The sequence below is a fragment of the Limnobacter sp. genome, assembly GCF_964228395.1.
Taxonomy (GTDB): Bacteria; Pseudomonadota; Gammaproteobacteria; order Burkholderiales; family Burkholderiaceae_B; genus Limnobacter.
On the sequence record NZ_CAXQZX010000129.1, the window covers coordinates 43,288 to 58,413 of the forward strand.

Here is a 15,126-nt window from a genome sequence, read left to right on the forward strand (position 1 = left end):
GTATGCTGATTTACTACGTCAAACAGGCCTTGTTTCTAACCCTGCTCATCTCTGGGCCTGTGGTTTTGGTCACCGCCGTTATGGGGCTGGTGCTGGGCTTTATGCAAGCAGTTTTTCAGCTTCAGGACCAAGCCATGCCCTTTGCACTCAAGCTGGTGGTGGTGGTCTTTGTATTGATTGGTTTGGGGCCTTGGATGGCATCCAACCTGATTGAATACACTGACCAAATCTTCAGGTTGATCGCCCACAATGCAACCCGCACATGATCGATGAGCTACAGTCTGCCGATGATGCACTTCGACAATACATCGCTGTGCTGATGTATTTTCTGCCCAGGTCTTTTGCCTTTATGTGGTTTTTCCCGGTGTTCAACAAAGGGGCCACAAGCACTCTGATCAAATCGGCCGTCGCTACGTCGCTGGTGCTTTACCCCGCGTTCTCAGTTGGCTTTCAAATGGATGCCGAAATTGTGGCGCCTAGCTTGACCGTCACTACGTTTTTAAGCGAGGTCATGCTGGGTGCCATGTTGGGTATGACGATATTCATGCCCTACGCTGCTTTCAAGGCGTTTGGCGCCTTTATCGAGGTGTTCAGGGGGGCAACCTTTGCAGCGCAGGCCACGGGGAACGACTCGGGTGAAGAGCTGCCGCTGGAGACTTTGTTCGGCTACTTGTTTGTGGCACTTATATTTGCTGGTCCGGGCTTGCATGCAATCGCAGTGCATCTGCTTAACAGTTACATGCTGATGCCGCCAGGCACGATTGTTACAGCATCGCTCACAGACTGGGGGCTTACGCTGCTTCGAATGGTGGCTGACCACGTCTCTTTTGGCATGTTGTTGGCCGGTCCAATTTTGGTGGCCGTGTTGGTGGTTGAGCTGTGCGTAGAAATTGTTTCAGCCTTTGCACAGCAGTTGCAGGTCTACAGTCTTCAGTTTGGCCTGCGCAGTGTTTTTGGAATTGCAGCCTTGCTTGTCATGCTGCATTACACTGAGGACGAAATCTTCCGGCTCTTTGCTCAATACAGCGACAACTTAAGTACCCTGTTGGGGGTGGCGCCATGAGCGGCGAAAAAACAGAAAAACCCACGCAAAAAAAAATAGACGATGCCCGAAAAAAGGGGCAGGTCGCCGTCAGTAAAGATGCCCAAATCGTGTTGAAGCTAGGTACCTTCTACGCATTTCTGTTTTGGGTTGGCGGCAGTTACATAGAATATTTTTCGGAGCTACTTGATCTGATTATCAACGCAGGAGCGGTCGCTGATAAAGCCCGTGGTCAAGAAATTACCGACATGGCGCTTAAGGTGTTATTGCTCATCACGCTGCCCTTGGTGTTTGTGTGTGCAGTCATGGGCCTGCTGGCCACCTGGATGCAAATTGGCTTCTTGGTCGCGCCTGAGGGAGCAACGCCATCATTAAAAAAAATGAACGCCATTGGCAACATCAAAAATATGTTGTCCAAAAAATCCCTGGTTCAACTTATGTTGTCTGTCGTCAAAGTTTGTATTTTGGTTGGCCTGGGGTATTTGGTTTTTATAGGCAATTTGCCTGAAATGCTCTACAGCTTTCGCGTGGGCGTGCCGCAATTTCTCGATGTTCTCATGCTGATCCTGAAGCAGCTTGTCATGTATTCATTGGCGGTGTTTGTTATTTTGGCCTTAATCGATTGGACCATGGAAAAGGCACATTTAACCAAACAGCTCATGATGAGTCACCAAGACATTAAGGACGAATACAAACAGCGAGAGGGCGACCCCCGCCTAAAACAGAAGCGAAAGTCTATGCATCGCAGCCTATTGAATGCGTCTCTGAATAAGGTAGGTGGCGCGAAGGCGGTTGTGGCCAATCCTACGCATATTTCTGTGGCACTGGATTACGAGCCTGGCAAACATGATCTGCCGTATATTGTTTGCATGGGTGTTGATGAGGATGCCATGTTGATTCGAGAGGAAGCAAAAAAGCATGGCGTACCCATTGTGACCAATGTCAAACTGGCCCGCATGTTGTACCAAGATTGTGACGAAGAGCAATATATCCGGAAGCAGCATTTGCAACTGGCTGCCGAAGTGTTTCGAACCGTGATGGAGTTACAACTTCGGCAAAGCAATATGAGCCAAAATTAAGGCCTATTCCCCCTGAGGTTGCTTAGGAGGAATAGGCCTTGTAAGTTGCCTCTGGCGAAGGTTCTGGCGGCTACCCTTCAGAGCCCTCGGGCTGTGCCACTGGTGACACATCGCCGAGGGTAATTACCTTAACAAGAGAGTTCGGGTCTGGCATTTTGATGAATCCCGTGGTTTCTAAAATATACAAAGCTTGGTCAAGTTGGTCTTGGCTTATGTTGTTGATGTCCCAACCAAACAAATTAGCCATGATCTCGCCGATTTGATTTTTGTGGGGAGCTAGCTCTGGAGAGTCTAGTTTATAAGCACCCCAGCGTGGGTCAGGTTTAATGCCAGCGTCCATCATAAGCCTAGCCCGCTCGGAGGGGTCGGCTATCCACGAAAAGGCGTTTCGACTAACCCAGACCTCTGCTTCGTGTTGCTCAATCACTTCGACGTTTTTCCCGCCTGCGCCCTGAACCCCGCTTATGGAGTCTAACCCTTCGCGATTTCCAGCCCAAACCTTCATGGCAGCCAATATCTCTGTACGCTGCTCCTGCGTTAAATGCCCCAAGCCTGCATCTTCCCAATGGCGGCTGTTTTCATTGAATATGGGCGGATCACCTACTAGCATCTTGGATATTTCATCGCTCACACTCTTGCCATAATATTTTCCATCTTTGTAAAGATTGGTATCACTCTTACGTTTTAGTACTGCTTCTAAATGATCAATCATCCTTTCCCCTGCCCCGTTGTGGGCATATACTAGGGTGTATGAGGCCCACCAAAATTCCTCGGCACTTTTGTCCTCAGGGGCCGGCTCGACGGGTTGCTCTTGGGGTGGTTTCACTGCGCCAAGCAAAGACTGGCCTTGCGGCGTGAGGCTAACGGCATTTGTGTTTTTATCAATGTGAACCAAGCCCATCACAACCAGGGTATTAAGATCTATCGCGTTAAACCCACCACTTTTCCCGCCCAGTTCGCTCATCAGAGCTACAACTTCATCGGGCAAATGCAGACCTGGTGGAAGTTCTGCGGATTCGCTCCGGTGCGACATGGCCGAATGAATGGCGCTGTAACTTTCAGAAATGGTGGTGAGCGCCCCAGCTGTGCTGGTCGGGTCCGCGGGGATCCAATTGCCCTCAGCATCAAAATAAGCACCCGCGGAACTAATGTAATGCTCTGTTTTGGGGTCGTTCAATTTGAATAAATTGCTATCAGGTATAAAACCCGTGCCCTCTTGGGCGAATACATGAAGTAGCGCTTTGCCCATAGGGCTGATGCCCCAGCCGCTTGGCGAACCGCCAGCAGGACCATCAGCTATGCCCATTATTTTTAATACATTTAAGTGGCCCTCAGTGAATCCACCAGGAGGATTCTCGCCAAATACCCTGACCAACAACTCGCGCAATTCCGGGTCATCAATTGAATCCAGGTTGATCGGTGGCAAGGGGCTATCGGCATAATTCTCTGCGTAAATTTTTTGTGCAGAGCCGACATAACCATACGCCACTGCTGAGTTTTGTCGCAGTTGCTCTGGCGAGGCGTCGCCCAGGTCAATTTCGGAGCCGACAAATCCTGCGGTATTGCTAACAAGCACAGGCGGCCTACCTTGGTAAAACCCAGCAGCCCAATTGCGAATGTGCCCCATCATCTCGGCGGTGGGGCGCAATTGGTTGATCTGGTTACCACCGTTGGATGGCCTGTATGGGGTGGACGGGAAGCCGTCGATTCCCGTAGCCTGATAACTAAACTTTAAAAGGTCTGCAAGGGTTACTTGATCGATCGATTTGCCTGAAAGATTGGCAATCCAGGCCAATACCAGTTGGAGATCCTCCGGTGTTTCAGTCGCAATTTCATAATGGGACTGCATGTTTTTAAATTGGAAGGTGGTACCGGCTGGGGCTTCCTGAGAAGACATTAGACTCGATCCGTGATCGGTTGCACCCTTCACTACATTGCCATTGGTCATCATGATTCCTTTTTCTGAAAATGCTTAACCTGCACCTTGAGCAGCCGATTGTTGCGCGTGATTTGTTTGTTCGTAGAAGGACATTAATTGCTGGAAAATGGCGCGGGCTTCTTCCACCTCGGCGTTGGATCGCCCAGCTTCACGCTGGAAAAATGCATCCAGAAACTCGCCTGTAGCCGAAAATGGTTGAGTGATCAGGGCAAGCCCTTGTGGGCTGGTCCAGGTGTTGTTCATGGCGTCATTGAGCCTGGCATTGCGAGAATTGGTAGACTCGTTGCCTGTTTTGCCAGTGCCAGCATTTTGTGATGGATCGGATGGGGGCTTGTTCTTGGTGTTCAAAGCGTTAAAGGCACCACCACCCAAACTTACTACGCCTGCAAACATGGCGGCACTAAACTTAGCAATGGCGCCGCGAAACTGCTCGTTGGCCGAGTCAATCATGCCGTCTTTTTGCACCTTGATCATTTTGGTGATCATTTGACGAACATCGGTACCCAGCGCATACATCAACGCCATAAACTCGACGAAAATATTGCCAAAAGGGTGACTTGTTACAAGCACAGCACCATGACGCCCCTCGCCATCTGCTGGCCTCATAGAAAGAGATTCCTCTCCTTGAAGTACAAAGTCGATCTCCTCATCGCTTAGCCCCCACTTTTCTTTCATGTCTTGTCGAGTGATGGACGTCTGCCCTGAAATCACACTCAAAAATTGACGCACCTCATCTGGTTGCATGAATTCGTCTAAGAACCTCTCCGCCTGTTCGGCTGTTAAGCCTCGCTGATGCTGAAGGTAATTCATCATCTGAGTGCGTTCATGGTGGTCAAGTGGCTTTTGAGCCTTGGCTGCCCCACTGGAGGGCGGGGCGCCAGAGTCGTCGATCGCAAGGCCCGTTGGTTCAGGTGAAGCTTGAGGTGCAAGGGGATCGGTCATCACTAAATTCCTATGTTTATTTCTTGTTTGTCAAACAGATCCACCAAAAGATCCAAAAGGCGTTCCATATTTTGTTGAACGTCATTGACTCCATTCCAAATCATGTTGATGATGGTGGTAAGTTCTTCAATATAAGCTTGCTCGATGCCATAGGCCTTTAGGGCCTTGGCCAATTGAAAATTCAGCACCGCAATGTCGATATCCATGCCGGCTTTACCCATGTAAAGCAAGGTTTCGATGTACTCGGTAATTTTTGCGAAGGCATCAAATCCTGAATGTTGGGGCGTGATGCCCAAATTGCCACCAAGCGATTGAAGGAAGGATCTTGAAGTACCGCCAGCAGCGCCTGCAGCGCCGGCTGTGCCCGATGTGGTCGAGCCACTGACGGCTGCGGCATGTGACGCTGCACTCGTGGCTGCACTTGCGCCTGGGCCACCCACCGCCTTACCAAGAGCCGAAATGCCCGATGCGGCTCCCCGGGTGATCAACAGAATGGCCACCGTTACCACGACGGCAGTGATCACTGCAGCCACCGCCGGTGGCAGGTGTTTGGATAGCTCTTGAATGACCTTGCCCATAAATTGATCGATCATTGACTCCTTGCCTGCCGCCTTGGAGATCAATGGTTCAAGAAACATGGTGACGGCCATCACCGCCATGGCAATGGTCATGGGAGTGGGAACCACCACCGCGACCATGATTGAAAAAGCAGTCAAAATTGGCGCGAAAACCTTCATGAACTTCTCCATGGGGCCCTTGCGTTTCTGCTTCTCGATTTCTTTTATATACTTGTCGACCTGCTCGCGGATCTGAGCCGCCTTTTGCCGCTCTGCCCCAGAAAGCCCCTCTATGTGTTGGCTAAGCGAGTCGCGCATGTTCTTCAGGGCACCCACCCAAAACTCGGCCATCAACTCATAAAAACCTTCACCCTCCGAGCTTTCAGCAACAACTAGAGATTCGCCCACGCGGGGATGATCGCCAGCCGCTGCCTGTGGATTTGGCGTGTTCATGAAATCACCTATGCTACGTTCATTAGCGATTGAACATGTTTGTCGGCCTTGAATTCAATTACATCAGTCATCTTCTCTTTGATAACCTTAAGCTCTTGTTCCAGCGTATTAATTTGTGTTTGCATGGACGCAATCTTGCCTTCGAGCTCACTCATCAATTGTGCGTCGCCAGATTGATCTGCCTGCAATTTGGCTTCTTTCAATTGATCCAGCAAAATCTGTTTCGTACCCATATCGATTGCCTTGAGTTTGTAGACCGTCACAATCGCGTGATCACCCAAACTGCCGTGTTCCTCGATGTGCGCAGCCGCTTCGGCCATGACAGAGATTTTTGCGTTGATGGCTGTCACGGCAACAGTGTCGCCGCGGCGAATAGCGTCAGCCCGCAGTGCTTCCAGTTGTTTAATGGCGTCTTCTACATTCTCTTGGGAAAACGACTCCAGATTGGTGATGTTTCTGGTCTCTGTTTCCCAAGCTTTGCTCATGGAGTGCTCATTGCTTGCAACATCGGCGCCTGCCAGTAAGGCGCGGTTGCGCGTACGTTGTGGGCTTGCCTGGTCTAGACCGCTGGCTTCAAAGTAGTTGTCCAGCGCTCCAAGTACACTCTTGCGCAAAAGTAAGTCATCTCCTTCCGGGTTGGGTGGTTCGGAGGGGGGCTTTGAAAGCTGGTTTTGAAGCTCTTCTTGAAGGTCTTTGAGCATAAGATCGGCGAGGTTGTACCCAGCATTTTCCAAACCATTGATGGCATCCAGCATTTTTTGAGCTTGCTCACGCGAGGAGCCAGAATTCTCTGCGCCCAAGGGCATTTGTTCGTCAATGACCGTCTGCGCTTTTTCAAGCACGCTCACTTTGCCACCAACCTCGGTTTGAGCTGCACTCACCAAGGCGGCCACCCCCACCTCCCCATGACCTGTAGCTGCGCTGATTGCCTCCAGTACTCCCAATCGACCTTTCTGCGAATTAAGCTCTTGCTCTAGCGGGGTAGCCCCAGCTTCTGGCCACTTAGCGATGGCCTGCTCCAATTTTTTGATGGTTATGGCCAAACCTTCGGTGCTTGGTCCATCTGCCACTTGGGCTTGGTCGCTTTGCAGCTGTTGCAAACGTTCAAGTAACCCGGTCGCTTGGTCCTTCGTGATAGTGCTCAGGTCAGTGATGCCTAACTCTTGCATTGCTTTGAGTAAGGCTTCATCCAATGACGGCGCTTGTTGCGTGGCTGTCAACTCAGGCGAACCAACATTTGTGGTGTTGGGGGGGGCGGCGTGCGTTGTTGCGTCTGGCATGGTTATCTCTTTAGGCGATCTTACTATTCAAGGAAAAATGCTAACTATTGACCCAGTAAGGCTTTTATCCCCTGGCCGCCGTTGGCGAGCTCTTGCTCGTAGTTGTTCTGCAAAGACTTAATTTGTTCAGTAAGTAGGGAGACTCTTTTGCCTTGCGGAATGACCTTGAGTTTTGCTTCTTCAAAGTAAGCATGTAGGTCTTTGGCTTCGGCTTCACTGAGCTTTTCGCCACGCAGTAATTTGCCGAGAGAGTTTTCTGTGGTGTCCGATTGTGGCGGGTGTGCCTTTTGGGCACGCATCACAAATTCGCGCATGTGGGAATTTAAGTTGATTACTTCACCATCTTTCCCTACGCTGAGAAGCCTATGAATTAGGTTGTCGGCCGCTGATTCCAAGGGCCCGTACTCTTCAGCCATCTCTGTTAAAGCCTGCATTTCCTCCCGCATTCTTTTGGTGCGGATTTCCGTGATGGAGGACAAAGCACCGCTGTAGTCGCCTTCGGCAATTTGGTTCAGCACAGCGAACCATCGTTTGACTTCCTCCCTTTGTTCGGGGCTTGCCTTATTCGAAGACTTTTGTGTGCCTGCCTGCTCGTCTACAACGCCGTTGGAATGATGAGATGCTGGCGCTTCAATAGAGGGGTTCCCCATGAACAGCTCCTGAAATGCGATTGAACCCTAAGATGGGCCTCAAGAAAGAACATGCAAGTATTTCTTGAGGTGTTTGAAGATTTACTGCATGGCGCGTTCAATAATGCGCTTGGCTTCGTCGCTAATTGTTTTAGCAACATCAATCACAGCGCTCACCGAACCAAGAACTTCTTTCAGATCTGTGGCCAAGAGGACAATTTGCTCTGGTGTAACGCCTGCTTGTGTAATCCCTTCTCTGAATCGGTTAATAGCCGCCTCGCGTTCTGCGGTGGCTTGGAGCAACATGGCTTCCTGTGCAGCGTTGTCAGCGTGACGGCTATATGCTTGGGGGGCACCCATAAAGTTCTCCTTAACTCATCAATTGAGTGTTTAAGTTGCTCTTAATTCAGCTGCTTTCTTTTTTATCGTGATCCTCTTCCCCGTGAATCCAGGAGGGCGTGATGATATCCTCTGTGCCATAAGAAAGAATAACGGCGTCCAGCAAGGGGTTTTCTGCGGGCGCCGCGGGAGAGGGAGGTAATCCTGGAATCGACATGGTAGGCTCCTTATTTATTGACAATACTTTTTAGTGGCTCGGTAAGGTCTTTCATTAAACCCGAAGCGAGTTGCCACATTGCAGTCATCATTCCGACTTCATAGTTCAATGCGGGTCCGTCTGCGATTCGGCTTCCAAAATCTGGCATGGCCAACATTTGCTTGACATTGCTACCGTGTCGATCTGCAAATTGCAGTACTTTGTCGCCGGCTTGAATGACTTCCATGGGGTTTCCTCCTACTGCTGCTTGATCAAGGACTCAAAACTTTCTGACACCTTGGTGCCAACTTTTCCTGTGAGTTGAACAGAAACTGAATTCATGGAGCTTTGATGCATGGCATGCACCAGGCCCATCACATTGTCTTTGTAATCAAAGTCTTTCAATTTGGAAGACACTGCCAGCTCACCACGAACCAGGCGATTTTCAGCACCATCAATGAATTGCTGTATCGTGCCCAGTGCCTGATTGCCGCCACCCAGCAATTCTTTGAATTGCGAAACGTCGGCCGCGCTGATTGCCGTTGAGGCTACCGGCTTGATTGCGGTGGTCGATGTAAGACTTGCCAGCGAGTCAATCAATTGAGATCTCCATTGGAACCCCCAATTGTTTGGAAAGCCCCTTTGACAACATTGCACCTAAAACCTTTTGCTCAGTCAGGCTTAAACGCTTCGGCAATTCAAGGGCAAGCTGCAATACCCCTTGTGACCAACGACCACGAAGCCGCAAAGCTCCCAAAGTGGTGTTTTCAATCACCATCGTGAATGGCTCTTTTGTATCTTCCAATTTGCCAAAACACTCTTCCTGTTTATTGAGTGAGGAAATAAGGCAGTTGGTTCCATTTGGGCTGCTTTTGTTTGAATGGTCGTTGAAGCCCTTGTCTGGTGAGGCTTTGGGTTCATCTGACAAAGGGTTGAATAACAAGCCTAGAAACTCACCTGTTAAATCCTCAGGATGGTCGGCCTTTAATTGATTGCAACGCGAAATGTGTGGGGCATGGCGTGATACATCAACGCGGCTCGATGGTTCCACTCCACTGGCATGTTTTTCCAGCCGATCTCGAACGCGATTCGCAGTTGAAAGTGGGTTTTGTTCTTCACGGATTGTCATCATCAACTCCTTTCAAGCCTGTTGATTTCCCAAAGTACTTTTTGAAATAAGCTTTGCTCTTGCTTTGAATTGGCGGGCTCCCAACCTTTCACAATACGAATCAGAAAGCCAGGCGAGGGGGTTTCAGTAAATTCAAGACGAACTCCAGGCCAGTCCGGTGGGTTACTTGCGAGATTTTTACAAGTCGCAAGCAAGCTTGGAGAGATGTTGTTTTCGTCAATCCAAAGCATGAAAAACGTCAGTATTCGCTTTCCGTTTTGTTCAATTGAAATGCTGTTTTCTGGGTCAGGGGGTAACAAGGCCCAATGTTGGTCCATTATCAGAAAACCGTCTTCCTCTGCGTTGACCTGTTTTGAGCTGCCGGCTTTGTCCATATTGTTAGGCCTTCAGTTTGGGAACAACCATTAGCCCACTTGTGCGCATGCTCTTTTCAAGGTGATCCACAACCTGTTTGCGATGAAAATTATTCTTATACATACCGTGCAATAACTTACTTTGAAGAATTTGCCGGTTGTAATTGGTTAAAAACATATTGCTTGCACCCACTCGGAGCCCTTGGACTGAGCTCGCTGATCGAATGAGTGCGCTAACACCTGCAAACAGGTCGTTGGATACTGTAATTTGCAGGCACGCGTCCATGAGTTCTGATACTTTGGGTAATGATTTAATTTTTGCCTTTTCACAACAGCTGAGAAATTGTTTGTGCAGGCTTTGCGCCTTGATGATGGTGCTTAATTCGCTGAGTCGCGAAAGGATCGCGTGTTGCCTTGGTGTTGTAATCCGATTGGGGTACTGGCTCTTTTCGCGTTTGAGGATCTCTACGAAGTTGTTGTGCATCTCCACCAGTTGCTCTGTTCCATCGCCTTTGTCGATCGACGCCTTGACATGCTTAAAAAGCTCCAGAATTTCCGCATTCTTTTTTTCGCTTTCCGGTAACTCTATCAAGCTGTAGGCGCGGACAAACTCACGCAGGCTGACGTTGCTCAGCTTCATGTCGTGCCCCTGATCAATAGCACTCAGCTTTCCAAGAATAGCCTCGCCGTGAACATTCTTTAAATAGTCGCGATGCTTGCCAACAAGCACCCTCGTTTCTGGCGTTATAGAAGGATCCTCAAGAATAATTTCTGCAAGTAAAAATTTTCGAAGAATTTTGTCTTGATCGCTGAGCTTGGTTGAACGGTCGATCAAACTGGGGCTTTTTTTGCGAAGCGATGCCTCAAAGGACTCAATGTCCTTTTGAAGAAAGAGTGGATCGCTGGTGAACATGGCTTGGTAGCGAAGGACATTGGTCGACACCTTATGTTTTGGCAATTTACTTCGGTGTAAGCCTCTCGCATTCATCGCAAGGGCTTGCTCCTCAGCGCTAACCTGGGGTTTTGTAAGTGCTGCTTCTTTGTTTTTTTGGTCAATACTTTTGTCGCTTGGCGTAGCAGCTGTTTGTTGGTTGCTGTGTGCCTTGATGAACTTTGCAACTCTCGATTTTTGTGTTGCACTGAGTCCACTGGATCTGTTGGTGTTTTGACCGCTTTGCAGTGCCTCGGTGTTTGTGACCTCCGCCACAATCGGGGTAAGGTTGTTGCTCATTGTTCAGGTACACGTGAAAGGGTTTTATCCAGGCGCATTGAACCTGTGGGTTGAAGAGAATCAGACTTATAGGAAAAGTTTTTGTCGATTAAATTGGCTGCCGCACGGGTGGACTTGTGGTTTTGAGCGGGGTCCTCAATCAGCCTGGGCACGATAAGAAACAATCGCGAAAGTTCCTGGTTTCGTTTTTCGGTGGTTCGAAATGCATTACCAATAAGGGGCAGGCTTCCCAGCACTGGCACTTTGTATTCAAGGTCGTCTTGCGCGTTTCTGTTGTAGCCGCCTATTAGCACGGCTCTCTCTCGTTCAATCAGCGCTTGGGTACTAATCGAGGTGTTCTGAACCCTTGGCATGCCGATGCCCGCTTGTTCCGCAATGGTGCCATCCTGAATATCGACCCGCATAAAAATACGTTGCTCGAAATCATCAGACACAACTCTTGGGGTTACTTGTAGTAGGCTGCCCGCCGTAACTTCTTTGACCTGAGCGACTCTTTCCCCGGTCAATTGAAGAAATAGGGTTTGGCTCAGATCGATGTAAGCCGTGACGTTGTCTTGCGTCACGATGGTTGGACGTGCAAGTACCTTGATGTTTTCGTTTGCATCGAGTGCGCGCAAGCGGGCTAAAAATCTCGCGGGATCAACAATTGAACTTGCACCAGGTGTAAAAAAGTTTTCACGCCCCACGCTTTGCCCTGGGAAGTTATAAGCCACGTTTCCAGCGTTTAGGCCAAACTCCAGGCCAAGCTCACTCATGGTCTGTTGATCCACCTCCACCATGATGGCTTCGACTTCAATCATGGCCACAGGTCTGTCGAGTTTGTCAATCAGGTCTTTGTAGTAGTCGTATCGGCTTGCCGCGTCTCGGATTAAAATCGAGTTTGTTCGTGGGTCTGCTGTTACGCTGACAGGCATTGGATTGTCGGTTTGCTTTTTTTCGCGATTACCACTTAAGTCGCTTGTTTCAGACACCGGCAGTTGAGCCATGCCTTCGCTTGCTGCGAGTGCTCCATCCCGAAACATGAATGCGTTTTCATTGAGCATCCCGGCCTTGCGACGCTCGGGTGCGTTTTGAATTCGCTGGGGGGGAAGCCCGAGAAGGTTAAGCAGCACACTGAGCGCTCCGGGTGTCACCACTTTCGTATTTCGTACATCCGTGGTTCGATCATCGACTGAGGCGTATTTTAGAGGGAACACCATGAGTTTGAGACCGTGTTTTTCGGCCTCGCTGGGGTCGGGTAACGGCTCTCCAAAGGTTGCTTCCACCAATTGAATATAAGCCTTGGGGCCTGAGACGACCAGTTCCCTTTTGTCGCGGTTAATCACAAACGGAAAATCTTTGTAGTAGAGACCACTGGAGGTGAGGAGTTCTCGCCAGTCGTCATTGGAACGGTCAGACCCACCCACATAAATTCGCTTGGTGCGCCAGTCGCTGGATTTGTAGACATACACATTGATGCCATTGACAAAATAGTTCAGCTCATAGGCCCCTTTGAAGTACGCCATGACGTCTTCAATTGACCGAACTTCAAATCGGCCACTGACTGGCCTGTTGGGTAGGCTGTCAGACAGGACCCGAAAGCCAAACATCGACACGAGGCTTTCCATGACCCTGCGGGCACTTTCGTCTTGTGCAATGTAAACCTTGAGCTCATTTTTGCTTTGTGTCGACAAAGACGTGGAGGCTGGGGCGGCTACAGACGATTGGGCGCTTGGTCTCGCAGTGGTTTGCGCTTGTGTCTCCGTTTGATGAAGAAGCAGTGATGAGAGCAACATGGCGAGGCTAAGAAATCGTTTCATTGTCGTCCTCGCTAAAGTGCATGACCGTTTCAAGCTCCCGGCCCAATGCCTCTATTTCTTCTTTATAAATTGCCTTTAGATTGTCTAGGCAGACCCGTATTTCAGCGCCGTTGCTGGTGCTGATCATGACCTCAAATGGGGAGAGATTTTCTCTGGGTTTTACCGCCCATTTTTTCAGGTTGAGTTGCTCTGCCATAACCCGTGAAACTTCAGCTTCAACCATGCTGAGTTGACTGGTGTGGCAGCAAATAAGGAGCTCGCGACCATGATGTTGAACTTTGAGCAGCTTATCGACCAAGACCTCAATTTTTTGATGAGGCGCCATGTCGTCAATCATTTGATCGAACACGGCTTTACAAATTTCGGTGCAAATGGTTGATGACTTCGCCAACAGCCCCTGCTCCTTTTGCCGGGTAAGTTCTTTGAGCGCATTGAGGTCTGCGTGGATGGAGGCAGCCATCCGTTCCCTGGCCGTTTCCCGAATTTGAGTGGCTTCCATTTCAGCGCGCTGTCGTATACTTGCTGCGGTTTCTTCGGCTTTGGCCACAATCTCGACGTGGCTGGCCACATGGTTAAGAAGATGGGCCGGAATGATTGGCCCACTTGTTTGAAGCTCCCTTGGAAAATGCACTCGGCGAAGATTTTTAAGCATCGCTGGTTTCCTGCCATGGGTTTGTTTCATCCAGTTTGGCCAGTGTTTCGGTTTCCTCGTCCTCCTGAAGATCAAAGGGTTCGATGTCATCACTGGGGTACCTGAGCAATACCCGCTCGTGCAAGGCGACAAGCATGGGTTCAAACCAGGATTCGCAACTGGCCTGGGCTTCTTGGGGAATGAGATCCACCGATTTCAAGATCAGCGTTATTTCAAATGGCAAAGTCAGCTGAAATCGTTTGTAGAAATTCGGGTAAAAGCTTTGCAAATAAGCCCCAACACAAAGCAAGGCACGGGTATGCATGTGCATGTTGTAAGAGTCGCCTTGGTTGAGGGTGATCAACAATGATTCGCGCCAAGCTTTTAAGGCATGTGGAATCTCGTGGCGCCATTGAATGATTTGTCGCACCTGTTCGGGGGAGTCCACGCCGAAGTGCTGACTCCATTTTTGGGCACTTGCCTGAAGAATATTTGGACCCAAACTGAGGGTTGCGGCCTGGACGAACGTTTCAGAGATTTCCTCTTGTTCGGCCAGAGCAAGGCTGCGAAGTTGGGGGCGCTCAATCAAATAGGCGTCGGGGGTGTCTGGAAGTGCCAAACTGCCCCGCAGCTCCAGAAACAATAGATAACTGGGTTGCTTGAGCAGCTCAGTCGCGTAGGGCAAGTGGATGACTTGGCTGCTGTGTATGCTCACCAAGGGGTTTCCCCACCAGCGCCACCAGTCTTGAAGGTAATTGCTTGAATCATTCATTCTTTGTTGAACTTCGCATGTAGTTTCTTCAGCGTTTCGGGCCAGTCTTTGACGTCCCTGGCTTGCAACCAAACCATGGTGATCGACAGGCACCACAATCCAATGATCAGGTACATCACGGTTAAAAACACCCACCTGTCAGAGGGGTGTATGGCCACTGGGCCATACCAAAGCAAAGCGATGCAATTTTCTTGCAGGTTTTCTGCTGGAACCGCCGCCACAGAGACGGCGGTGTGTGCATCGCCTGAGAGCCCTGGAATGCTGTTGAACACAAGCTCACGAACACGAGGAATGTAAGCCTGAAACGACGTGCGCTGGTCGTATTTGACAAACACAGCGGCCGATGAGGGTGTGAGTGGTTCACCTGGGTTAGTACGCTCGGGTAGCACAATGTGCACTCGGGACGATATGACACCATCCATCCGCATCAGGGTTCTTTCTAATTCCTGGGACAGGGCATACAAGTAACGCGCGCGCTCTTCGAGTGGGGAGCTGATCATGCTCTCTTTTCGGAATACCTCGCCCATCGATGACTTTTTGTCCCTGGGAAGCCCCTTGGATTGCAGAATCTTCAGGGCCTCGGAGGACATGCTTCTTGGAACGGTAACTGTGACGCCTGTTTTGGTGGTCTCGCGTTCAGCCGGGATGCCAACCTCCAGAAGGGTGGAGTAAATTTGATTGGCTTCATCCTGCTCCAGCGCGCTAAAAAGGACAGTGTTGCTGCTGCAGGCATGCAGAAGGATCGCCAGGAGCAT

At 49.9% G+C, this 15,126-nt stretch carries 19 protein-coding genes; 3 read left to right on the forward strand and 16 right to left on the reverse strand.

Features of this window, described 5'->3' with window-relative positions:
• Positions 1-2 precede the first annotated feature (2 nt).
• The 3 genes from sctS to ACEQU8_RS11045 are packed head-to-tail and all read left to right on the forward strand — an operon-like array spanning position 3 to position 2,121.
• A complete protein-coding gene (gene sctS / locus ACEQU8_RS11035) occupies positions 3-266 on the forward strand; it encodes a type III secretion system export apparatus subunit SctS (RefSeq protein ID WP_370263589.1) in 264 nt (87 codons plus the stop codon).
• Positions 263-1,063 carry an EscT/YscT/HrcT family type III secretion system export apparatus protein gene (locus ACEQU8_RS11040; RefSeq protein ID WP_370263590.1) on the forward strand — a complete coding sequence of 267 codons (801 nt, stop codon included), beginning with the start codon at positions 263-265 and terminating at the stop codon, positions 1,061-1,063. The genes sctS and ACEQU8_RS11040 overlap by 4 nt, the downstream gene beginning before the upstream one ends.
• Positions 1,060-2,121 (forward strand): flagellar biosynthesis protein FlhB, encoded by a 1,062-nt coding sequence (locus ACEQU8_RS11045; RefSeq protein ID WP_370263591.1) that lies wholly within the window; start codon positions 1,060-1,062, stop codon positions 2,119-2,121. Before ACEQU8_RS11040 ends, ACEQU8_RS11045 begins: the two co-directional genes overlap by 4 nt.
• A 70-nt stretch (positions 2,122-2,191) precedes the next feature.
• Here ACEQU8_RS11045 and ACEQU8_RS11050 read toward each other — a convergent pair whose 3' ends face one another.
• The 16 genes from ACEQU8_RS11050 to sctJ all read right to left on the reverse strand — a co-directional run bounded on the left by ACEQU8_RS11050 (position 2,192) and on the right by sctJ (position 15,126).
• Positions 2,192-4,072 (reverse strand): hypothetical protein, encoded by a 1,881-nt coding sequence (locus tag ACEQU8_RS11050; protein ID WP_370263593.1) that lies wholly within the window; start codon positions 4,070-4,072, stop codon positions 2,192-2,194.
• 21 nt (positions 4,073-4,093) lie between these two features.
• On the reverse strand, positions 4,094-5,002 hold the full coding sequence (locus tag ACEQU8_RS11055; protein ID WP_370263594.1) for a hypothetical protein: 909 nt from the start codon (positions 5,000-5,002) through the stop codon (positions 4,094-4,096).
• A gap of 2 nt (positions 5,003-5,004) precedes the next feature.
• On the reverse strand, positions 5,005-6,012 hold the full coding sequence (sctE, locus tag ACEQU8_RS11060) for a type III secretion system translocon subunit SctE (protein ID WP_370263595.1): 1,008 nt from the start codon (positions 6,010-6,012) through the stop codon (positions 5,005-5,007).
• Between the two features lie 8 nt (positions 6,013-6,020).
• Complete coding sequence (locus ACEQU8_RS11065) at positions 6,021-7,292, reverse strand: hypothetical protein (RefSeq protein ID WP_370263597.1); 1,272 nt, start codon at positions 7,290-7,292, stop codon at positions 6,021-6,023.
• 44 nt (positions 7,293-7,336) lie between these two features.
• Positions 7,337-7,942, reverse strand: a complete 606-nt coding sequence (locus ACEQU8_RS11070) for a hypothetical protein (protein ID WP_370263599.1) — start codon at positions 7,940-7,942, stop codon at positions 7,337-7,339.
• Positions 7,943-8,023: 81 nt separating this feature from the next.
• The gene (locus ACEQU8_RS11075; RefSeq protein WP_370263601.1) at positions 8,024-8,281 is read right to left on the reverse strand and encodes a hypothetical protein; all 258 of its coding nucleotides are present in this window, start codon (positions 8,279-8,281) and stop codon (positions 8,024-8,026) included.
• A 46-nt stretch (positions 8,282-8,327) separates the two neighbouring features.
• The gene (locus tag ACEQU8_RS11080) at positions 8,328-8,477 is read right to left on the reverse strand and encodes a hypothetical protein (protein WP_370263602.1); all 150 of its coding nucleotides are present in this window, start codon (positions 8,475-8,477) and stop codon (positions 8,328-8,330) included.
• 10 nt (positions 8,478-8,487) lie between these two features.
• Positions 8,488-8,703, reverse strand: a complete 216-nt coding sequence (locus tag ACEQU8_RS11085) for a hypothetical protein (protein ID WP_370263603.1) — start codon at positions 8,701-8,703, stop codon at positions 8,488-8,490.
• A gap of 11 nt (positions 8,704-8,714) precedes the next feature.
• Positions 8,715-9,056 (reverse strand): hypothetical protein, encoded by a 342-nt coding sequence (locus ACEQU8_RS11090; RefSeq protein ID WP_370263604.1) that lies wholly within the window; start codon positions 9,054-9,056, stop codon positions 8,715-8,717.
• The gene (locus ACEQU8_RS11095; RefSeq protein WP_370263606.1) at positions 9,049-9,585 is read right to left on the reverse strand and encodes a hypothetical protein; all 537 of its coding nucleotides are present in this window, start codon (positions 9,583-9,585) and stop codon (positions 9,049-9,051) included. Before ACEQU8_RS11095 ends, ACEQU8_RS11090 begins: the two co-directional genes overlap by 8 nt.
• A gap of 2 nt (positions 9,586-9,587) precedes the next feature.
• Entirely contained in the window at positions 9,588-9,959 is a 372-nt protein-coding gene (locus ACEQU8_RS11100) for a hypothetical protein (protein WP_370263608.1), read from the reverse strand.
• 4 nt (positions 9,960-9,963) lie between these two features.
• Positions 9,964-11,169 carry a hypothetical protein gene (locus ACEQU8_RS11105; protein ID WP_370263610.1) on the reverse strand — a complete coding sequence of 402 codons (1,206 nt, stop codon included), beginning with the start codon at positions 11,167-11,169 and terminating at the stop codon, positions 9,964-9,966.
• Positions 11,166-12,968 carry a type III secretion system outer membrane ring subunit SctC gene (gene sctC, locus ACEQU8_RS11110; RefSeq protein ID WP_370263612.1) on the reverse strand — a complete coding sequence of 601 codons (1,803 nt, stop codon included), beginning with the start codon at positions 12,966-12,968 and terminating at the stop codon, positions 11,166-11,168. The genes ACEQU8_RS11105 and sctC overlap by 4 nt, the downstream gene beginning before the upstream one ends.
• Positions 12,952-13,650, reverse strand: a complete 699-nt coding sequence (locus ACEQU8_RS11115; protein WP_370263614.1) for an HrpE/YscL family type III secretion apparatus protein — start codon at positions 13,648-13,650, stop codon at positions 12,952-12,954. The genes sctC and ACEQU8_RS11115 overlap by 17 nt, the downstream gene beginning before the upstream one ends.
• The gene (locus tag ACEQU8_RS11120; protein ID WP_370263616.1) at positions 13,613-14,371 is read right to left on the reverse strand and encodes a hypothetical protein; all 759 of its coding nucleotides are present in this window, start codon (positions 14,369-14,371) and stop codon (positions 13,613-13,615) included. The genes ACEQU8_RS11115 and ACEQU8_RS11120 overlap by 38 nt, the downstream gene beginning before the upstream one ends.
• A complete protein-coding gene (gene sctJ, locus ACEQU8_RS11125; RefSeq protein ID WP_370263617.1) occupies positions 14,368-15,126 on the reverse strand; it encodes a type III secretion system inner membrane ring lipoprotein SctJ in 759 nt (252 codons plus the stop codon). Before sctJ ends, ACEQU8_RS11120 begins: the two co-directional genes overlap by 4 nt.

Excerpts from the sequence above, each read along its gene's own strand:
- ACEQU8_RS11085 (WP_370263603.1), bottom strand. The coding sequence starts at position 8,703 with ATGGAAGTCATTCAAGCCGGCGACAAAGTACTGCAATTTGCAGATCGA.
- ACEQU8_RS11040 (WP_370263590.1), top strand. The coding sequence starts at position 263 with ATGATCGATGAGCTACAGTCTGCCGATGATGCACTTCGACAATACATC.
- sctS (WP_370263589.1), top strand. The coding sequence starts at position 3 with ATGCTGATTTACTACGTCAAACAGGCCTTGTTTCTAACCCTGCTCATC.
- ACEQU8_RS11105 (WP_370263610.1), bottom strand. The coding sequence starts at position 11,169 with ATGAGCAACAACCTTACCCCGATTGTGGCGGAGGTCACAAACACCGAG.
- ACEQU8_RS11065 (WP_370263597.1), bottom strand. The coding sequence starts at position 7,292 with ATGCCAGACGCAACAACGCACGCCGCCCCCCCCAACACCACAAATGTT.
- sctC (WP_370263612.1), bottom strand. The coding sequence starts at position 12,968 with ATGAAACGATTTCTTAGCCTCGCCATGTTGCTCTCATCACTGCTTCTT.
- ACEQU8_RS11100 (WP_370263608.1), bottom strand. The coding sequence starts at position 9,959 with ATGGACAAAGCCGGCAGCTCAAAACAGGTCAACGCAGAGGAAGACGGT.
- sctJ (WP_370263617.1), bottom strand. The coding sequence starts at position 15,126 with ATGCTCCTGGCGATCCTTCTGCATGCCTGCAGCAGCAACACTGTCCTT.
- ACEQU8_RS11095 (WP_370263606.1), bottom strand. The coding sequence starts at position 9,585 with ATGACAATCCGTGAAGAACAAAACCCACTTTCAACTGCGAATCGCGTT.
- ACEQU8_RS11120 (WP_370263616.1), bottom strand. The coding sequence starts at position 14,371 with ATGAATGATTCAAGCAATTACCTTCAAGACTGGTGGCGCTGGTGGGGA.
- ACEQU8_RS11055 (WP_370263594.1), bottom strand. The coding sequence starts at position 5,002 with ATGACCGATCCCCTTGCACCTCAAGCTTCACCTGAACCAACGGGCCTT.
- sctE (WP_370263595.1), bottom strand. The coding sequence starts at position 6,012 with ATGAACACGCCAAATCCACAGGCAGCGGCTGGCGATCATCCCCGCGTG.
- ACEQU8_RS11080 (WP_370263602.1), bottom strand. The coding sequence starts at position 8,477 with ATGTCGATTCCAGGATTACCTCCCTCTCCCGCGGCGCCCGCAGAAAAC.
- ACEQU8_RS11050 (WP_370263593.1), bottom strand. The coding sequence starts at position 4,072 with ATGATGACCAATGGCAATGTAGTGAAGGGTGCAACCGATCACGGATCG.
- ACEQU8_RS11070 (WP_370263599.1), bottom strand. The coding sequence starts at position 7,942 with ATGGGGAACCCCTCTATTGAAGCGCCAGCATCTCATCATTCCAACGGC.
- ACEQU8_RS11115 (WP_370263614.1), bottom strand. The coding sequence starts at position 13,650 with ATGAAACAAACCCATGGCAGGAAACCAGCGATGCTTAAAAATCTTCGC.
- ACEQU8_RS11075 (WP_370263601.1), bottom strand. The coding sequence starts at position 8,281 with ATGGGTGCCCCCCAAGCATATAGCCGTCACGCTGACAACGCTGCACAG.
- ACEQU8_RS11045 (WP_370263591.1), top strand. The coding sequence starts at position 1,060 with ATGAGCGGCGAAAAAACAGAAAAACCCACGCAAAAAAAAATAGACGAT.